The sequence below is a fragment of the Chryseobacterium sp. MEBOG06 genome (assembly GCF_021869765.1).
In the GTDB taxonomy this organism is placed as follows: Bacteria; Bacteroidota; Bacteroidia; order Flavobacteriales; family Weeksellaceae; genus Chryseobacterium.
Genome location: NZ_CP084580.1, coordinates 1,065,159 through 1,080,418 on the forward strand (window position 1 = coordinate 1,065,159; position 15,260 = coordinate 1,080,418).

The 15,260-nt window shown below is 36.0% G+C and carries 13 protein-coding genes; 6 read left to right on the top strand and 7 right to left on the bottom strand.

The window, feature by feature from the left end:
• Positions 1–45 precede the first annotated feature (45 nt).
• The 7 genes from LF887_RS04945 to LF887_RS04975 form a co-directional block, all read right to left on the bottom strand.
• Entirely contained in the window at positions 46–1,383 is a 1,338-nt protein-coding gene (locus LF887_RS04945) for a UDP-N-acetylmuramate--L-alanine ligase (RefSeq protein WP_236857693.1), read from the bottom strand.
• A gap of 6 nt (positions 1,384–1,389) precedes the next feature.
• The gene (locus tag LF887_RS04950; RefSeq protein ID WP_236857694.1) at positions 1,390–1,827 is read right to left on the bottom strand and encodes a hypothetical protein; all 438 of its coding nucleotides are present in this window, start codon (positions 1,825–1,827) and stop codon (positions 1,390–1,392) included.
• Between the two features lie 15 nt (positions 1,828–1,842).
• The gene (locus LF887_RS04955; protein WP_236857695.1) at positions 1,843–2,649 is read right to left on the bottom strand and encodes a lysophospholipid acyltransferase family protein; all 807 of its coding nucleotides are present in this window, start codon (positions 2,647–2,649) and stop codon (positions 1,843–1,845) included.
• A 27-nt stretch (positions 2,650–2,676) separates the two neighbouring features.
• Positions 2,677–3,306, bottom strand: a complete 630-nt coding sequence (locus LF887_RS04960; RefSeq protein ID WP_236857696.1) for an NUDIX hydrolase — start codon at positions 3,304–3,306, stop codon at positions 2,677–2,679.
• A 351-nt stretch (positions 3,307–3,657) separates the two neighbouring features.
• Positions 3,658–5,217 carry a ribonuclease E/G gene (locus tag LF887_RS04965; RefSeq protein WP_236857697.1) on the bottom strand — a complete coding sequence of 520 codons (1,560 nt, stop codon included), beginning with the start codon at positions 5,215–5,217 and terminating at the stop codon, positions 3,658–3,660.
• 369 nt (positions 5,218–5,586) lie between these two features.
• Positions 5,587–5,877: an HU family DNA-binding protein gene (locus LF887_RS04970; protein ID WP_002984212.1), complete on the bottom strand. Its 291-nt coding sequence runs from the start codon at positions 5,875–5,877 to the stop codon at positions 5,587–5,589.
• Positions 5,878–6,193: 316 nt separating this feature from the next.
• Positions 6,194–6,865, bottom strand: coding sequence for a response regulator transcription factor (locus LF887_RS04975; protein WP_236857698.1), 672 nt, complete (start codon positions 6,863–6,865; stop codon positions 6,194–6,196).
• A 179-nt stretch (positions 6,866–7,044) separates the two neighbouring features.
• Here LF887_RS04975 and tssO point away from each other — a divergent pair, with 179 nt between their 5' ends.
• The 6 genes from tssO (at position 7,045) to LF887_RS05005 (ending at position 15,242) form a co-directional block, all read left to right on the top strand.
• Positions 7,045–7,581 carry a type VI secretion system TssO gene (gene tssO, locus LF887_RS04980; RefSeq protein ID WP_236857699.1) on the top strand — a complete coding sequence of 179 codons (537 nt, stop codon included), beginning with the start codon at positions 7,045–7,047 and terminating at the stop codon, positions 7,579–7,581.
• Between the two features lie 11 nt (positions 7,582–7,592).
• Entirely contained in the window at positions 7,593–8,117 is a 525-nt protein-coding gene (locus LF887_RS04985; protein ID WP_236857700.1) for a type VI secretion system transmembrane protein TssO, read from the top strand.
• Positions 8,118–8,162: 45 nt separating this feature from the next.
• Positions 8,163–9,074 (top strand): PKD domain-containing protein, encoded by a 912-nt coding sequence (locus tag LF887_RS04990; protein ID WP_236857701.1) that lies wholly within the window; start codon positions 8,163–8,165, stop codon positions 9,072–9,074.
• Positions 9,075–9,122: 48 nt separating this feature from the next.
• Entirely contained in the window at positions 9,123–11,528 is a 2,406-nt protein-coding gene (gene tssR / locus LF887_RS04995; protein WP_236857702.1) for a type VI secretion system protein TssR domain-containing protein, read from the top strand.
• Positions 11,529–11,942: 414 nt separating this feature from the next.
• Positions 11,943–12,350 carry a type VI secretion system tube protein TssD gene (gene tssD, locus LF887_RS05000; protein WP_236857703.1) on the top strand — a complete coding sequence of 136 codons (408 nt, stop codon included), beginning with the start codon at positions 11,943–11,945 and terminating at the stop codon, positions 12,348–12,350.
• Positions 12,351–12,746: 396 nt separating this feature from the next.
• Entirely contained in the window at positions 12,747–15,242 is a 2,496-nt protein-coding gene (locus LF887_RS05005; protein WP_236857704.1) for an ATP-dependent Clp protease ATP-binding subunit, read from the top strand.
• The last annotated feature ends 18 nt before the right edge of the window (positions 15,243–15,260 follow it).

A 15,260-nucleotide genomic window follows, 5' to 3' on the forward strand; every position in this document is an offset into this window, starting at 1 on the left:
TTTTATCGATAGAGCAGCTCAAAAAGAGTTACATAGTTTTCCAATTTATCTGGTTAGATCCAGTCCGCCAAAGTTTCCTGAGCTCATCATCAAATAAACTCCATCTGTCTTGTTTAAAGTATTCCAGTAAGTATGAAGATCTTCAGCATTAGTGAAAACTCTCAGATTTTCATTCTTGAATTTTTCCTTGATAAATTCAGGAGATATAGGCTCCATTCTTTTAATCTTTAAAGCATCTTCAGAATAGAAAACCACAGCTTCATCCAAGCCATCCATGGCATGGTCGTATTGCTCCAGAAAAGCAGGATTTAAGCTGGAATAAGTATGAAGTTCCAGGAACCCATGCTTTTTTTGTCCCTTAAACTGCTCATTGAATGCTTTTACTGCCGCTTTTACCTTGCTTGGAGCGTGGGCAAAATCTTTATAAAGAGTTCCCTTATCTTCTCTGTCTACTTTTTCAAGACGTTTAGATGCCCCTTTGAAACTCATAATAGCTTCATAGAAGTCTTCATCCATAATACCCATATGGTGGCAGATGTGTCTTGCTCCTTCCAGATTTAATAGGTTGTGTGCACCAAAGACAGAAAGCGGAACATCTCCCATTTCAGTTTTTAAATATACTTTACCATTATTGATTTCATATTCAGGGGTTTTGTAAGGTATTTTTCTGAAATAGTTTTCAGCATTTTCCACCACTTTTACCACCTCCTGATCTTCTTCATTGTATACCAGAACTCCTCCCGCTGTAATGCTTGCTACAAACTTTCTGAACTGATCGATATAGTCATCAAATGTTTTAAAAACATTGATATGATCCCATGCAATACCGCTCATCAAAGCGATATTCGGCTGATACAGTAAAAACTTGGAGCGGAGATCAATTGGAGAGGAAAGATATTCATCCCCTTCCAGTACCATAAAGTCATTATCCTGAGTAAGCTTTACCATACAGTCAAAACCTTCCAATTGCGCCCCTACCATATAGTCTACATCTTTCTGGTGGAAGTTCAGGACATGAAGAATCATTGAGGTAATGGTTGTTTTACCATGTGAACCCGCAATAACCACTCTTGTTTTATTTTTGGCTTGTTCGTATAGAAATTCCGGATAAGAATATATTTTCAGACCCAGTTCTTTTGCTCTTGCCAACTCAGGATTGTCTTGGTGTGCATGCATTCCCAGAATAACAGCGTCTATATCCGGAGTTATTTTTTCCGGGAACCAACCCATTTCCTCAGGCAAAATTCCCTTTTTCTCCAGTCTCGATTTTGAAGGTTCAAAAATGGCGTCATCTGAACCTGTAACCTGATATCCTTTATCTTTTAATGCAATGGCGAGATTATGCATGGCGCTTCCGCCAATAGCAATGAAGTGGGTTTTCAATTGTATTTACTGTTTTTTAACATTAGTATTAATGATCTCCTGAAAAGCTGCAAGAATGTTCTTCCAGTTGGTCTGATAATTGGGCATGATCATGCTGGCATCTGTTTTATTGCCTTCATTGGGCCCCTTCTTGATATTGACTGAAGTAGAAACATGGTCGTAAAGTTTTTTACGGTCTTCCTGTATCCTTCTGAAATTATTCTGGGAAAGAACCTGATCTAGTTTTTTTAGATCTTCATTGGAAATTTTAAAATCCTGTTTAAACTTTTTTCCTTGTCCTTCAAAAGAATAATGTACGTTGTTATCTTTTATAAGCAGGTTTTCATAAATAGGAGCAACGCCTCCGCTTTTCGAATAGCTGATGTCAAAATCCGAATATACTTTTTGGCTGTTGCATGAAACTAATACTATGATTGCAAATAAGATTCCAAGTATTTTGTTCATAATTTTTTATTTACTTTAATTATTTGAGTCCTTTTGTTCTAATTTTTTAGCTTTAAGTTCTTCATCATAACTGTGTAATATGTTGAAATCTTCAGTCTGTTCAATGGCTGTCATGATTTTCAATAAAATTTCCGGTGCTTTTTCATTATCGTAATCGATATCCAGGGGTGCTTTGAACTCCATGGTAGGTTTTACACCGGTAACCTTTACCCTAAGTCCCTTTTTATCAAAAGCCCTTCTGAATCCGTTGATCTTGATTGGGATAACAATAGGACGCTGGTTTTTTACCAATTTGGCCGTTCCTCTTCGTCCCTGTGCAAAAGCGGATGTAGTTCCCTGGGGGAATGTAGCCACCCAGCCATTGTCCAATGCTTTCATGATGTTGTCAACTTCACTCATGTCTACCATTCTGTTCACGTTTTTACCCTCTGCTCTCCAGGTTCTTTTTACGGTTACAGCTCCTGCAATTTTAAAAATTTTAGGAAGAATACCTTTATTCATGGTTTCTTCTGCTGCTACGTAGTAAAAATCGATCTTTGGATTCAACAGGTAGATCGGGTTTTTAATGGTATTTAAATATCCATTGTTTACGGCACAGAAAGCGTGGTACATGGCTGCTACATCTGCAAAATACGTCTGATGATTAGACACAAACAATACATTGGAATCCGGAAGATCCACAAGGTGCTCTGTGCCGGTAATTTTCAGTTTGTTAAAGCCATTGAACCTTCTGTAGGATACAAATCCTAAAATAAAAATAATTAACCTTTTTAAAAAATAAGGTGTTCCGAATGCATCGGTGAAAATATTTTTCTTCGCCATTTCTCAATTAAACACGGTAGTGCAAAGTTACATTTTTTTCAGCAACTGGCTGAATTCACTTAATATCATTGCTGTAGCTCCCCAGATAATATATCCATTGAAATTAATGACAGGAACTTCATGTCCGCCTGCGTTGGGAAGATTCATCATTTCAGGGATATCAGATAAATTTAGAAATGAAGTGATAGGAAATTCTATGGTTTCCACAGCTTCGCTCTGCTGAAGAATGAAAGCCGGATTTTTTTTTGTATATGAAATATAAGGATATACATAAAAATTGCTTGGCGGAACATAGATAGGGGACATTTCTCTTATGATTCTCATATAATGCTTGTCTATCCCAATTTCTTCAGAGGTTTCACGTATAGCGGTTTCTGCAAAATCCCTGTCCATTTCCTCACGTTTTCCGCCAGGTAATGAAATCTGCCCGCTATGTCTGTCATGTTCATTAATGGTTCTTTGAATCAGGGGAAAATACCACTCGTTGTCTTTCAGATACAAAACGATGTTAACAGCTGCAAATTTAGGATTCTTTGCCAATACTTCATCATAAGTAAAAACAGGACGATAGGGAGGAGAGAATACTCCATGCGCGTGTTCGCCGGGAAGTGCGACACTTTTTATTTTCCTTAATAAATCTTTTCCAAAACTTTCCATACCTCAAATTTAACAATATATCTTGAAGAAATAAGACACTTAACATTAATTAACCTATGATGAAATTACAATGTAAAGGATATCAAACCTCAATTACTGCTTTATAAAAAGAGTCTGCAGTATGAAAGATTAGCAGACGTATTGAATTAACATTTGAAGATACCAAAGTATATGACAGGAGAATAGAAAAGACAGAACTCTTAATATATTGTCTAATTTTCGGAATGAAAGTCCAGGTGAACCTTCAAAATAGTTTTGTTCTCAGCAGAAATAGGTCGCTTTTTGGATAAGCTTTCAGGATAGGGCGGGTAATAAAAAACCTTCAGTACAACTGAAGGTTTAAATTTTGTCTTAATTAGAGAATTCGATCAATTCTTCTTTCTTTGAATTGTAGATTTTGTATTCCAGATATTTAAAAGAATCCCTGGGTACAATGGTTACCCATTTTTTGTATTTGATAAACCATTTCATTTGGATACTTTTTATGCCTTTTGTTAGGTAGGCTTCTACAAATGGGTGTACGTGCAGATAAATTTTTCCTTTTTCTTTTTGTAAAAGGTTTCTTAAGGTTTCACCCATTCTTTCCACGATGACAATAGGAGCTACAATTTCTCCGTCTTTGTTCGGGTTTTCTTCTTTGGTTTCGATCTGTTTTTCCGGACGGTTTCTTTGTCTGGTGATCTGGATCAATCCAAATTTACTTGGAGGAAGAATTTTATGGCGCGCTTTGTCGCGGCTCATTTCCTCTTTAAGGTGTTCATAGAGTTCTCTTCTATGATCAGAATTTGGCATGTCGATGAAATCGATCACAATAATACCTCCCATATCACGAAGACGAAGTTGTCTTGCGATTTCGGTGGCTGCCATTTTGTTCACTTTCAGCGCGTGTTCTTTATTAACGGCTGCTCCGGTTGTAATATTGTTTCCGGAATTGACGTCTACGACGTGAAGTGCTTCTGTGTGTTCAATAACAAGATAAGCGCCTTTTGAACTCGGAATGTTCACGTGTTTTCCGAAGCTCTGTTTTAGTTGTTTTTCAACATTGTAATATTCCAGAAGAGGAATATGGGAATCATAAAACTGGACAATATTTTTCCTTTCTGGAGCGATTACCTCCACATAGTTTTTCATTTCGCTTACCATCTGTTCATCATCACAGATAATATTGACGAAATCCTGATTAAAATTGTCTCTTAAAATAGCTGAAGCTTTGTCTTCTTCGCTTAAAACTTTGGATGGAACTTTGTTTCTCTGGATGTTTTTAAAAGTAGTTTCCCATTTTTGAACCAGCTGATTCATGTCATTGTGCAGGTCTGCTACTTTTTTTCCTTCGGCTACCGTTCTGATGATGACTCCGAAACCTTCAGGTTTGATACTGTCGATAAGGGTTCTCAGTCTTTCTTTTTCCTCAAAACTTCTGATTTTTTTGGAAATAGAAACTTTATTGTCGAAAGGAATTAAAACCAGGAAACGTCCTGTAAGTGAGATTTGGGTAGAAATCCTGGGACCTTTTGTAGAAATAGGCTCTTTGGTAATTTGCAGAAGAACGATATCGTCTTTAGCAATTACTTTATCTACCGTTCCGTTTTTATCAATTTCGGGTTGTATCTCGAAATTTTTTAAGCTTGAAGTGCTTTGTTTTTTAGAAATAGTATCTTTTAAAAACTTCCTGTATGTAAGATATTGAGGACCCAGATCCTGATAATGCAGGAATGCATCTTTTTCATATCCAATATTTACGAAGGCGGCATTTAGATTTGGTGCCAGTTTTTTTACTTTTCCTATAAACAGATCTCCAACTATAAAATCGCTTTTGTCTTCTTGCTCATGAAGTTCACATAGTCTTCCGTCTTCCAGCAGTGCAATCTTTGTAAGATCATCTTCATGCGAAACTATTAGTTCTTTCTTCATTTTGTTATAAGATAAAATTGTTTAGATTATTTAGGAAACGGGTGTTTTTGTAGATTAATTCATCTAATAAATATATGAATTTAGAATGAAATCCATTATATTTTTATTAAAATAATATTTGAAACCATCCGCTTTCCACGTAATCTTATAGTTGCAAACAAAAATATAGTCGGTGAACTTTAGAAATTTAAAACCACCAACTATATTATTATATTGTAAATCTCGAGAAGAAGAGATTATTTTTTCTTATGTCTGTTCGCTCTTCTTCTTTTCTTTCTTTTGTGAGTCGCAACCTTGTGTCTTTTTCTTTTCTTTCCGCTTGGCATAATTTTAATTTTTTAGTAACTAGTTAATATTCAGTTAATGTTCTTATTTTACTGCAACTTTAGTTTTTACTTTCTCTACAAATGATTTTGAAGGTTTGAAAGCAGGAATGTTATGAGCAGGAATCTCAATTGCAGTATTTTTAGAAATATTTCTTCCTGTTTTAGCAGCTCTTGTTTTAATGATAAAAGATCCAAAACCTCTCAGATAAACGTTATCCCCATTATACATAGAAGTTCTGATCTCCTGCATAAAAGCTTCTACAACTTTCTGTGTTTCATTCTTTTCTGTTCCCAACTTATTTGAGATGGTGTTTACCAATTCTGCCTTTGTCATTTCCTTATTTTAATTTTAAATTTTAGGTGTGCAAATTTAGTTAAAAAAATTGAATACTAGCAAATTAGTGGCAAAATATTTTTGCTCAACAAGTTGGAGATTTAATATGTACGCTATATTAAGACGGGTTTAGCGAACTTAATAATAATATAATACAGACTGCAATAATGCGAAAAATATTTCAAAAAGCAATAAAAATTATTGATTACAGGTATACTTATCAAGGGTTTGTCATCCCTTTTTCTTTGCTGTTCAATGTCTATTCAACGTCAATAATTGTTTAAACATTACCTGAAATTTTTAACCTGATATTATTTTACATACTAGAATTGTAATATCCGTTTTCTACACAGAAACGGATAAGATGCAGCTTTGTTTTAAGCCCCAGTTTTTCAGTCAGACGGTTGATATAAGTATCAATAGTTCTTGTGCTCAGATTAAGTTTTTCTGCAATTTCTTTATTACTAAGTCCTTCATAGCAGAACCTCATGAGTTGTATTTCAGCAGGAGAGAGCTCTTCCTGGCCCTTTTTCTGCCGGTCCATATACTCTTGCACAGCCAGTGGCTGCTGTTCCCACTCTTTAGAATAGGCATGATAATCAAACTCTTCAGAAGCAATAGTCCCTTTGATGATATCTTTTATGATAGTGCTTTTTTTCTGACAGTAATAGGTGTTGGGGATTTTGGAAAGAATTTCTGCCATATCTTCCTGATAAGTACCGGAATAAGTGACGATAGGCGTTTCTGCATTGTTTTTTCTGATATACTTTATGGCTTCAATTCCGCTTAATACCGGCATGAAAAGTTCTATGACAAACACGTCTTCCTGTCTTCTGTAGATCCTGTTCACAAGCTCGTGGCCATTGTTACAGTCGTTCAGGAGCATATAGAATGGATTTTCCATAAGGGTTTTGATCATTATTTTCTTAAAATAAAAATCGCTGTCAGCAATAGAAAACCGTACGGTATTAGATAATATTTTACTCATTCTTAATATCGATTTGGCGAATGATATTTAAAATTCAGAGGCCTAATTTAGGAAAAACTTATTAAATCGGAAATTAATATTAAGTTAATCAGGGTTTTCACGAAATAAACTTGGGGAAATTACGTATTGTACATAAATTTTTTTTTTTATATTTTCACAGGCCAAACAAATCGCAAATTATGTCTTCGAACAGGGAAAAAAAATTGAACAAATCTGACGTCAGAATAGGCATTTGGAAGTTTATACTGTCTTTTGCCGTTTTGTCGGTAGTATCTTTCGCATGTCTATTTCTCTTTTTCAAGAGTTATGATATACAGCGGGAAGGAATTAGCCGGGAAGCTGAAGCATACAAAGAATTGATGCGCAGAAGTGACGTATTGAAAAATCATGTTGATGATATTTATGATAAAATGAACCAGCTTAGTGTGAATAAGGTGGAGAATGAGGTGTTTCTGCGAACCAGTATTATGGATAACGTGAGAGACGCCAAAAATATTATGAACAAAGACAGTAGCCAGAACTTTAAACATTATGCTGTGCTGATGAAGCAAATAGAGCCTATGATGTCTCTGAAAGCCAAAATTATAGAAGTGGAATACAATAAGAGAATTGTTCTCAGGGATCTGGAAGAATGTATGAATAAAACAAAAGTCACCAACAACGAACTTAGAAAAGATCCTACCAGGAATTTCACAGGAAGTAAAAGACGAAAATAAAAACAGAAAATATGCAAGGACAAATAACACTATCTAAAAAGGAAAGGCATTATCAGTTTTTTTATTTGATACTAATGCTTGTTACCGCAATGTTTTTTCTGGGAATTATCTTTTTAAAAGGATTTGTCTCCCCGTTTTCTGATGAAGATGTAAGAGGAATTCAGAATCTTGAAGAAAAAGCCGAATTTGAACAGCACCAAAAGGTTGTTCTTCCTATCATGGATAGTACATATGCCATGATCAGCAAACTTACAAATGAAGCGCCACAGCCTTTTGTTGAAAATAATATCCAGGTAGGAATCAACGATCTTAACAGTTATTTTAATGGTTATGATGTAACCGATATCCGAAAAGATGCATATCCTCAGATCGCTAAATTCTATAAAATGTATTTTGAAGACAAAAAAGTGATTTCCACCACTTCGGAAGACATCAAAAAGTTTGATAAACAGGTCGAAGATTGCAGAATCGGGTTCAAAAATAAGCAAAACAGACTTTATGAACGCGAAACCGCTTTGAAAGCAAGAACGCAGTAATACAATATAAATACTAGGAACTATACACATCACAATTACTTAATTATGAATTATTTTCAAAAGAACAAGAAAAACATTATTATCGGTGTTATCGCCACCCTGCTCATAGCAGCACTTGTTGCCCTGTGGCTGCAGAAAAAAGTGATACATTCTGCTGATGATATTGTTGGAGTGGTTTATCCGTCTTCACTGGCGGTAGGAGATACCCTTTTATTTGAAGATAAAACCCAATTCGCAAAGACCAAAAGATGGAATTTCGGAGACGGTACAACTTCTGATAGAAACAGTGGAATTCACTTCTACAATAAACCGGGATATTACCAGGTAAGCTTGATCGTTGACAACAAATACACGAAATCTTTCCCTGTAATGGTAGGAGCAAGAAGCCTCCAGAAGTCCAAAGATACTACAAAAATCAAGTCTACTATTGAAGCCCCTGTTCAGGCTATGCAAAATGAAAACGTACCATTTCGTGCCGTTTCTGAAGCGAAACAGTTTGCATGGAAATTCGGAGAAACAGGCAATACAGATTCCAAGGATAAGTTTACGATTTATTCTTACAAAAAGCCTGGAGATTATGTGGTAACTTTATACACTGAAGAAACTCAGGAACCGATTTATCACCGTATTAAAATCCTTCCTGCCTATAACTCTCTTGCCGAAGATGAAATATCCGTAGAAGACTCTTATGCAAAAGTAGATAATGATTTCAAATATCACCTGCAGCAGATTGCCAACGGAAACAGTTTCAATATGCATTACAATTACCTGTTGAAAACCTATTTGTGTAATAATGAAAATACTGTGGTAAAGGTAAATGACAGTAAAGCAAATAACTTTTATATGTACTGTGCAGGCCTTCAGTTTGACAAAAATACGGTGATCCAGACTGTAAAAGTGAATCTTGATGACACACAAAACTGTGTAACTAAAGTTGACATCAACCAAAGCAAATAATACCATCCGGTTGTACGGATGTGCCAATCATAAAAAAGATAAAATAGGATGAAAAATAAATTTCCTCTAGCAGCATATTATATAGGACTTTCAGTATTACTGACGAGTTGCCAGGTAAAGCTTCCGTCAAAGAAAACTCCTGAACCGTCCCAGTATGGACAGGTGGATAACTCTCCTGTAGTCAATGGTTTTCCTAAAAAGTCAACTCCATGGATCGTGATCTCAGATCGATCAAGAAATACGGCTTACTTGGATAAAGATGATGAAAAATCATATAAAGAAGTGAAATTTTTAGAACCATTAATGGTTTTGAAACACAGAGACGGAATGGTAAAAGTAGCGGAATACGTTCCTGATGCTTTAATGAAAAAAGTTTCGTCAAAATCTATTAAAACATATGGCTGGATTCCAGAATCTGACCTTCTCCTGTGGAATAACTCTTTAAAAAGCGAAAAGACAGGTTATCCGGTAAGAGTAGCTGTAGTACCCAGTAACAGTGAGGTGATAAAAAACGCTGAAAGATACTACAAAAATGATTCTATTATGGTGTTCAACTCACCAAGTCTAATCGAAAATGCCAAGGTGAAAATTCCTAATGGCCAGATTGTATATGTTTATAAGCAGGCTGAAAACAACAAAAGATTTTTAGTAGGTAAAAAACCTTCAATAGATATAGACAGCATCAGCACAGGACTGTATGGATGGGTAAGTTCCAATGTGATTTCCAAATGGGGAGAGCGTTCCGCTGTAAAGCTGAAAAATACAACAGGGATCAATGATTCTGCTTTGGGAATTCATGAAGGATACCCGGGTGGATCAGCATCTGACGCAGAAAATAAAACAGCAGTTCTCCTTACAGAAGTTAATAAAAGAACACCACTGGAAAATATTTTCCCGGTAACACTTCCGTTAGAAGAAGCTCCAACTCCCGATTCTAAAACAAAATACTTCACCAATATTTTAGATTACAGTAAGAACTATGTTTCCAATGTATTAGGTGAGCCTATATATTTTGACCGTTACAGAGAGATTACAGAAAGGGACAAAAATATTAATATTGTTTTTGCACTGGATGTAAGTGCACCGAACGCGCCATATGCACCTATTGTAAAATCATTATTACAAGATCTCCAGCTTAGATTTGAAAAGCCTTCTTATTTCAGCAACGTAAAATACGGAGTAGTTTTATATAAAAATAACCCTTGTGGAAATAACCTTTCTGTTTCAAACCTAAGTACGGATTATAGTAAAATAACGTCGTTTATTGATCAGAAAACAAATGAGATGAACTGTGCAAGCAACAATGGATATCAGCCGGTAGGAGAAGCTCTTTCTGCAGCCGGGAACCTTCTTTCCAATGTTCCGGATGAAACTAATATTGTAATAACTGTAGGTACTTCCGCCAATCAGAGTGGAAATATGTACAGCGTAATCAGCTCTCTTACTCAGGCTCAGGCCAGACTGATTATGTTTCAGACAAGCGCAAGATCTTCAGATACATACAATGACTTTGTATTGATGGCTGAAAATGTAGTTACCAATACAGCAAAAAATATTGCTGAGCTTAAAAAGCAGAAGATCATTAACCAATATGATGTTCTTACTAAAAATAATTTCAGTCTCGTAGAAGGTGATGAAGGATTCTTCTCATTAGCTTATCCTAAGCAAAGTATGTCTCAGGGATTTGTCATCTTTCCAAAAAAAGGAGATATTACGACTCCCGGTTTCCTGAAAAAATCAGTAGACAGCCTTATTTCACAGGTTACTTTAGATAATCAGACTGTGGACAAATCTCTTAATGAGTATTTCCATTCATCGGTAGGAGCCGGAAGAACAGATGTAGATGTAAAATACAAGTATCTCTACCCAGGCCTTACGAATCCGGTTTCAGCAGGAATTGCTGCTCAGCTGATCAACTATGGAAGCCCGTTCCTGGTAAAAGGGTATATTCCAAAAGAATTGAAAGAATTTACTCCCGGTATAGAAAAAGGAATTCTTATTTCAGAATCGGAATATGATAATCTAAAAGCTTTCTATACAGAAGTGTACAGAAATACAGAAGCGGATCGTCCAGGCTTTAATCAGGGAAGAGCCATAAAAGAATATGTAAAACTACTGAAGAAGTATAATCCGACCATAAAGTTCCTGGATAAAGGAGATCTTTACGAACTTCCAATGTCTTATGCAGTTGGGATGAGTACAGGGTTTGACCTTTCAGAAGAAGAATTGATGTCTAAATATAAATTAAAAGGTTGGAGAAAATCGAAGATTGTTCCTAGTGAAACAGTAAGAAATTACTTCCACCACTATAAAGATTTAGCAGACAGAATGCTTGCCAACAGAAATAATCCGGCGGTGAAAATTCAGCAGAACGGACAGACGTTCTATTGGCTTAACGAATATTTTACGCCAACAAGAATCCCGACAGAACAACCGGAATATACTAAACATTAAGATTTAGTTTTTATAATAAAAAAGCAGGAGACCTAAACTTCTGCTTTTTTTGTGCTTTGATGGAAGCCAGACGTTGTACCTTTTAAGCACAAAATATAAAACTTGGGCTTTAAGAACGGATGTGAATTTTCAATTTTTCATGTTCTATTTTATGCTTTTATCTGTTGTTATTTCTCTTTTTAGTGTAAAATTTCCTTTTTTATGATGATTTTATGATGGTTTGAAAATCTTTATTGAAGCATATTTGAATAGAGTTGTTAAATCCAATGTCGTAGAATTACTACAAGAAATCGTAGAACTACTACAAATTTTCAGATTTATATTGAAAAGTTTTTTTTAGAAAAAAAGAGCCTCTATATTTGCTGAACAATCACCGAATCACAAAATATTACTAACGATTAAAATTTACAAATCATGGCAGAAAGAAATTCGAGAGGAATCTTAAAATTCAATAACGGAGAAGGTCAGAAGCTGTTAAAAATGAACTACAGTGTATCAAGATCTACAGACGTTTCAGGACGTGTAGCATCAGATCCTTCCAATGCACTAATCAAAGTGACAGTAGAAGCCACTGAAAAATCTGATATCCTTGAAAGCTTACTGAATGGGAAATACAAGCCTACAGTAGGAGAAATCACATTCAACAAATCTCACGAAGAAGGTACTTTAATTACTTTAAACTGGAAAAACGGATACGTAATCCAACACGAAGTAGACTTTGATGCAATAGACAGCAACAGTATGCTGATCAGCTTTGTAATCAGTGCTGAAACTATTGACTACGGTTCTTCTGAGTATGCAGGACTTTGGCCAAGCAGCTAATATTTATACACATTATCAACATTCATATGAAAAGACTGTCCCTATTAAAGGCGGTCTTTTTTTGCCTGTAATAAGATTTTATGCCAATTGCCAGAATTAAAATAGCAGAGGACAGCTTTCATGAAATTTAGAAAGAAAAGGAACAAAGACAGTAATTTGTTATTGAATTTTCACAAAGAAAAGAATCTGGAAAAAGAAAAAAGGTCGTTGCTACTTCTCTAATTGAAGAATTAACTATCTTTAGCTCGTTTAGAATAAAATTTTTAATTTTAGCAAAATAAAACGAGGCTTTTGATTCTCTGGCAATCAGTTATGAAAATACAGATAAAGAGAATCATACCCTGTGAATCACATCAAAACCAGAACGCAAATATATTAATATAAGAAAAATTATAAATGGGAGTACTAGTAACCAACGAAACAGTAAAGCAGCTATTTCATATTGCTCAGTCGATAGCGAAGGAAAATTATAATGGCAGTTATGGAGGTCCGCATATTTTGCAGGCTTTAATGCATAAAGATATAGGACTCAATGAATTCCTGAAAAGCATAGATAAAGATCCTGGCTACTTCTATGAATGGGCAGATGTCCGCATTGAAGAATACCCTAAGACAGCCCATCTTCCGGACGAGGTTGGCCAGGATGATGCCGTAGATACCCTTATAGAAGAGGCTGATGATATCCGTCTAAAATTGGGGCTGGATGAGATCACGCCCATTTGTATTCTGACGGCCATTGTAAAACCGCAGGTTGTATTCTCCCTTCAACAGCTAAAATCTCTTCCGTTGAGGGAGCACGAGATATTCAATTTATATAGAAAAGATACCCCATTTACCGTTTCTGAAGATGGTGATTTTTCATCTCTATTTTCAAATGGGTCAGACTATTCGGATACCTCTTTTCCGTCTATTAAAAGTTATTGCGTAGACAGAACAGCGCAGGCAAGAAAAGGAGACCTTGAAAATATTATTGGAAGAGATAAAGAACTCAGAATGCTGGTAGAAATTCTTTGCCGAAGAAGCAAACCAAATGTAATCATCATTGGAGAACCTGGTGTCGGAAAAACAGCATTAGTAGAAGGCTTTGCTATAGAAATTACAAAAGGAAATGTTCCGGAAATGCTTAAAAACGGGACCCTTTTAGAACTGGACACAGGAGCATTATTAGCAGGAACTTCCTATAAAGGCGAAATAGAAGACAGGCTGAAAAAAGTGATTAATGAATGTAAGAAAATTGAAAAAGCAATCCTTTTCATTGATGAAATTCATACTCTTTTAGATCCCAAAGGCAGTATCGGAAATGTGGCAAACCTTCTTAAACCGGAATTGGCAAGAGGTGAAATTACCGTAATAGGTGCTACTACCCAGGAAGAATATAGGAAAATTATAGAGCCGGAACAGGCTTTCAATCGTCGTTTTGAGGTGCTTACAGTTAATGAACCGGATGAACAGACCTGTGTGAAAATGATTGATGTACTTTTAGAAGGCTACAAAAAGCACCACGGCATTGAAGTTGAAAAAACGGCCCTTCCGGAATGTGTACGTTTAGCAAAAAGATATGCTAAAGGTAAAAAACTGCCGGATGCTGCTATCGACTTGTTAGACAGGACGATGGCTGCTATAAAAATGCTTGATGAACTTTCAGAAAAAGAACTTGGAAGCTGGAAAGAAAGCTATGACACCATTTTGAAAGAAGAATTTGCAGACAATAAAGATAAAGCGGATGAACTGATCTGGACTTATAATCTGTTAAGAGATAAAATTAGCCCTATTCTTTGGGGGTCTCTAAGCGAACAACCGGTGATAGATAACTCTATGCCTGCAGACCAGATTCAAAAGATTATTGAAGATACGTATGCAGAACTTTTACAGCATGCTGCAAAGAAAAGGGAAAAAGTAGACAGATTAGAACTGGCTGCTGTAATGGCTGCCAAAACCAATATTCCAATTGGAAAAATTCAAGCTCAGGAGAAAGAAAAACTACTCAATATGGAGTCTCTTTTACTCAATAGGGTAGTAGGACAGGACCATGCCTTGAAAATTCTTTCTGATGCCATCGTGGAGAACCGGAGTGGACTGAATAAGCCAGGACAGCCGATAGGTTCATTCTTCCTGTTGGGACCTACCGGAACAGGTAAAACAGAGCTGGCGAAATCAATGGCAGAACTGCTTTTTAACGATGAAAAGGCGATGGTTCGTTTTGATATGTCTGAATTTAAAGAAGAACATTCCGCGGCCTTATTATACGGAGCTCCTCCGGGATATGTAGGCTATGAAGAAGGAGGGATGCTGGTCAATAAAATAAGACAGCAGCCTTATACTGTTGTTTTGTTTGATGAAATTGAAAAAGCACATCATTCTGTGTTTGACGTTTTCCTACAGATCATGGATGAAGGGAAAGTACATGATAAGCTTGGGAAAGAAGGAGACTTCAGCAATGCACTTATTCTGTTCACATCCAACATTGGAAGTGAAGAAATAGTAAAGCAATTTGAAGAAGGAAAAATCCCGGAATCATCCTCACTGATGCAGATTATGTCGAATTCAGGAAGATTCAGACCAGAATTTTTAGCAAGAATCACAGAAATTATCCCTTTTGCACCAATCACAGAGTCTATTGCAGAAAGAATTTTTAATATTCAGCTAAAATCACTTCACACTTCACTTACCCGATTAGGAATTACTCTTAAAATCAGTGATGATGCTGTGAGAAGCCTTGCGTTAGGAGGATTCAGCAGTAAGTATGGAGCAAGACAAATCTCAGGAGTAATCCGTGCACAGCTTGCCAGACCCATTTCTAAAATGATTGTAAGAGAAGAAGTGAAATCCGGACAGACGGTTCATGTAGACTGGAATAAAGAAGAAGAAAAAATCAGCTGGAAAGTAGACTAGTTACGAAGAAAAAATAGC

Coding starts and splice junctions, on each gene's coding strand:
- LF887_RS04950 (WP_236857694.1), bottom strand. CDS start 1,827: ATGAACAAAATACTTGGAATCTTATTTGCAATCATAGTATTAGTTTCA.
- LF887_RS04955 (WP_236857695.1), bottom strand. CDS start 2,649: ATGGCGAAGAAAAATATTTTCACCGATGCATTCGGAACACCTTATTTT.
- LF887_RS04960 (WP_236857696.1), bottom strand. CDS start 3,306: ATGGAAAGTTTTGGAAAAGATTTATTAAGGAAAATAAAAAGTGTCGCA.
- LF887_RS04965 (WP_236857697.1), bottom strand. CDS start 5,217: ATGAAGAAAGAACTAATAGTTTCGCATGAAGATGATCTTACAAAGATT.
- LF887_RS04970 (WP_002984212.1), bottom strand. CDS start 5,877: ATGACAAAGGCAGAATTGGTAAACACCATCTCAAATAAGTTGGGAACA.
- LF887_RS04975 (WP_236857698.1), bottom strand. CDS start 6,865: ATGAGTAAAATATTATCTAATACCGTACGGTTTTCTATTGCTGACAGC.
- tssO (WP_236857699.1), top strand. CDS start 7,045: ATGTCTTCGAACAGGGAAAAAAAATTGAACAAATCTGACGTCAGAATA.
- LF887_RS04985 (WP_236857700.1), top strand. CDS start 7,593: ATGCAAGGACAAATAACACTATCTAAAAAGGAAAGGCATTATCAGTTT.
- LF887_RS04990 (WP_236857701.1), top strand. CDS start 8,163: ATGAATTATTTTCAAAAGAACAAGAAAAACATTATTATCGGTGTTATC.
- tssR (WP_236857702.1), top strand. CDS start 9,123: ATGAAAAATAAATTTCCTCTAGCAGCATATTATATAGGACTTTCAGTA.
- tssD (WP_236857703.1), top strand. CDS start 11,943: ATGGCAGAAAGAAATTCGAGAGGAATCTTAAAATTCAATAACGGAGAA.
- LF887_RS05005 (WP_236857704.1), top strand. CDS start 12,747: ATGGGAGTACTAGTAACCAACGAAACAGTAAAGCAGCTATTTCATATT.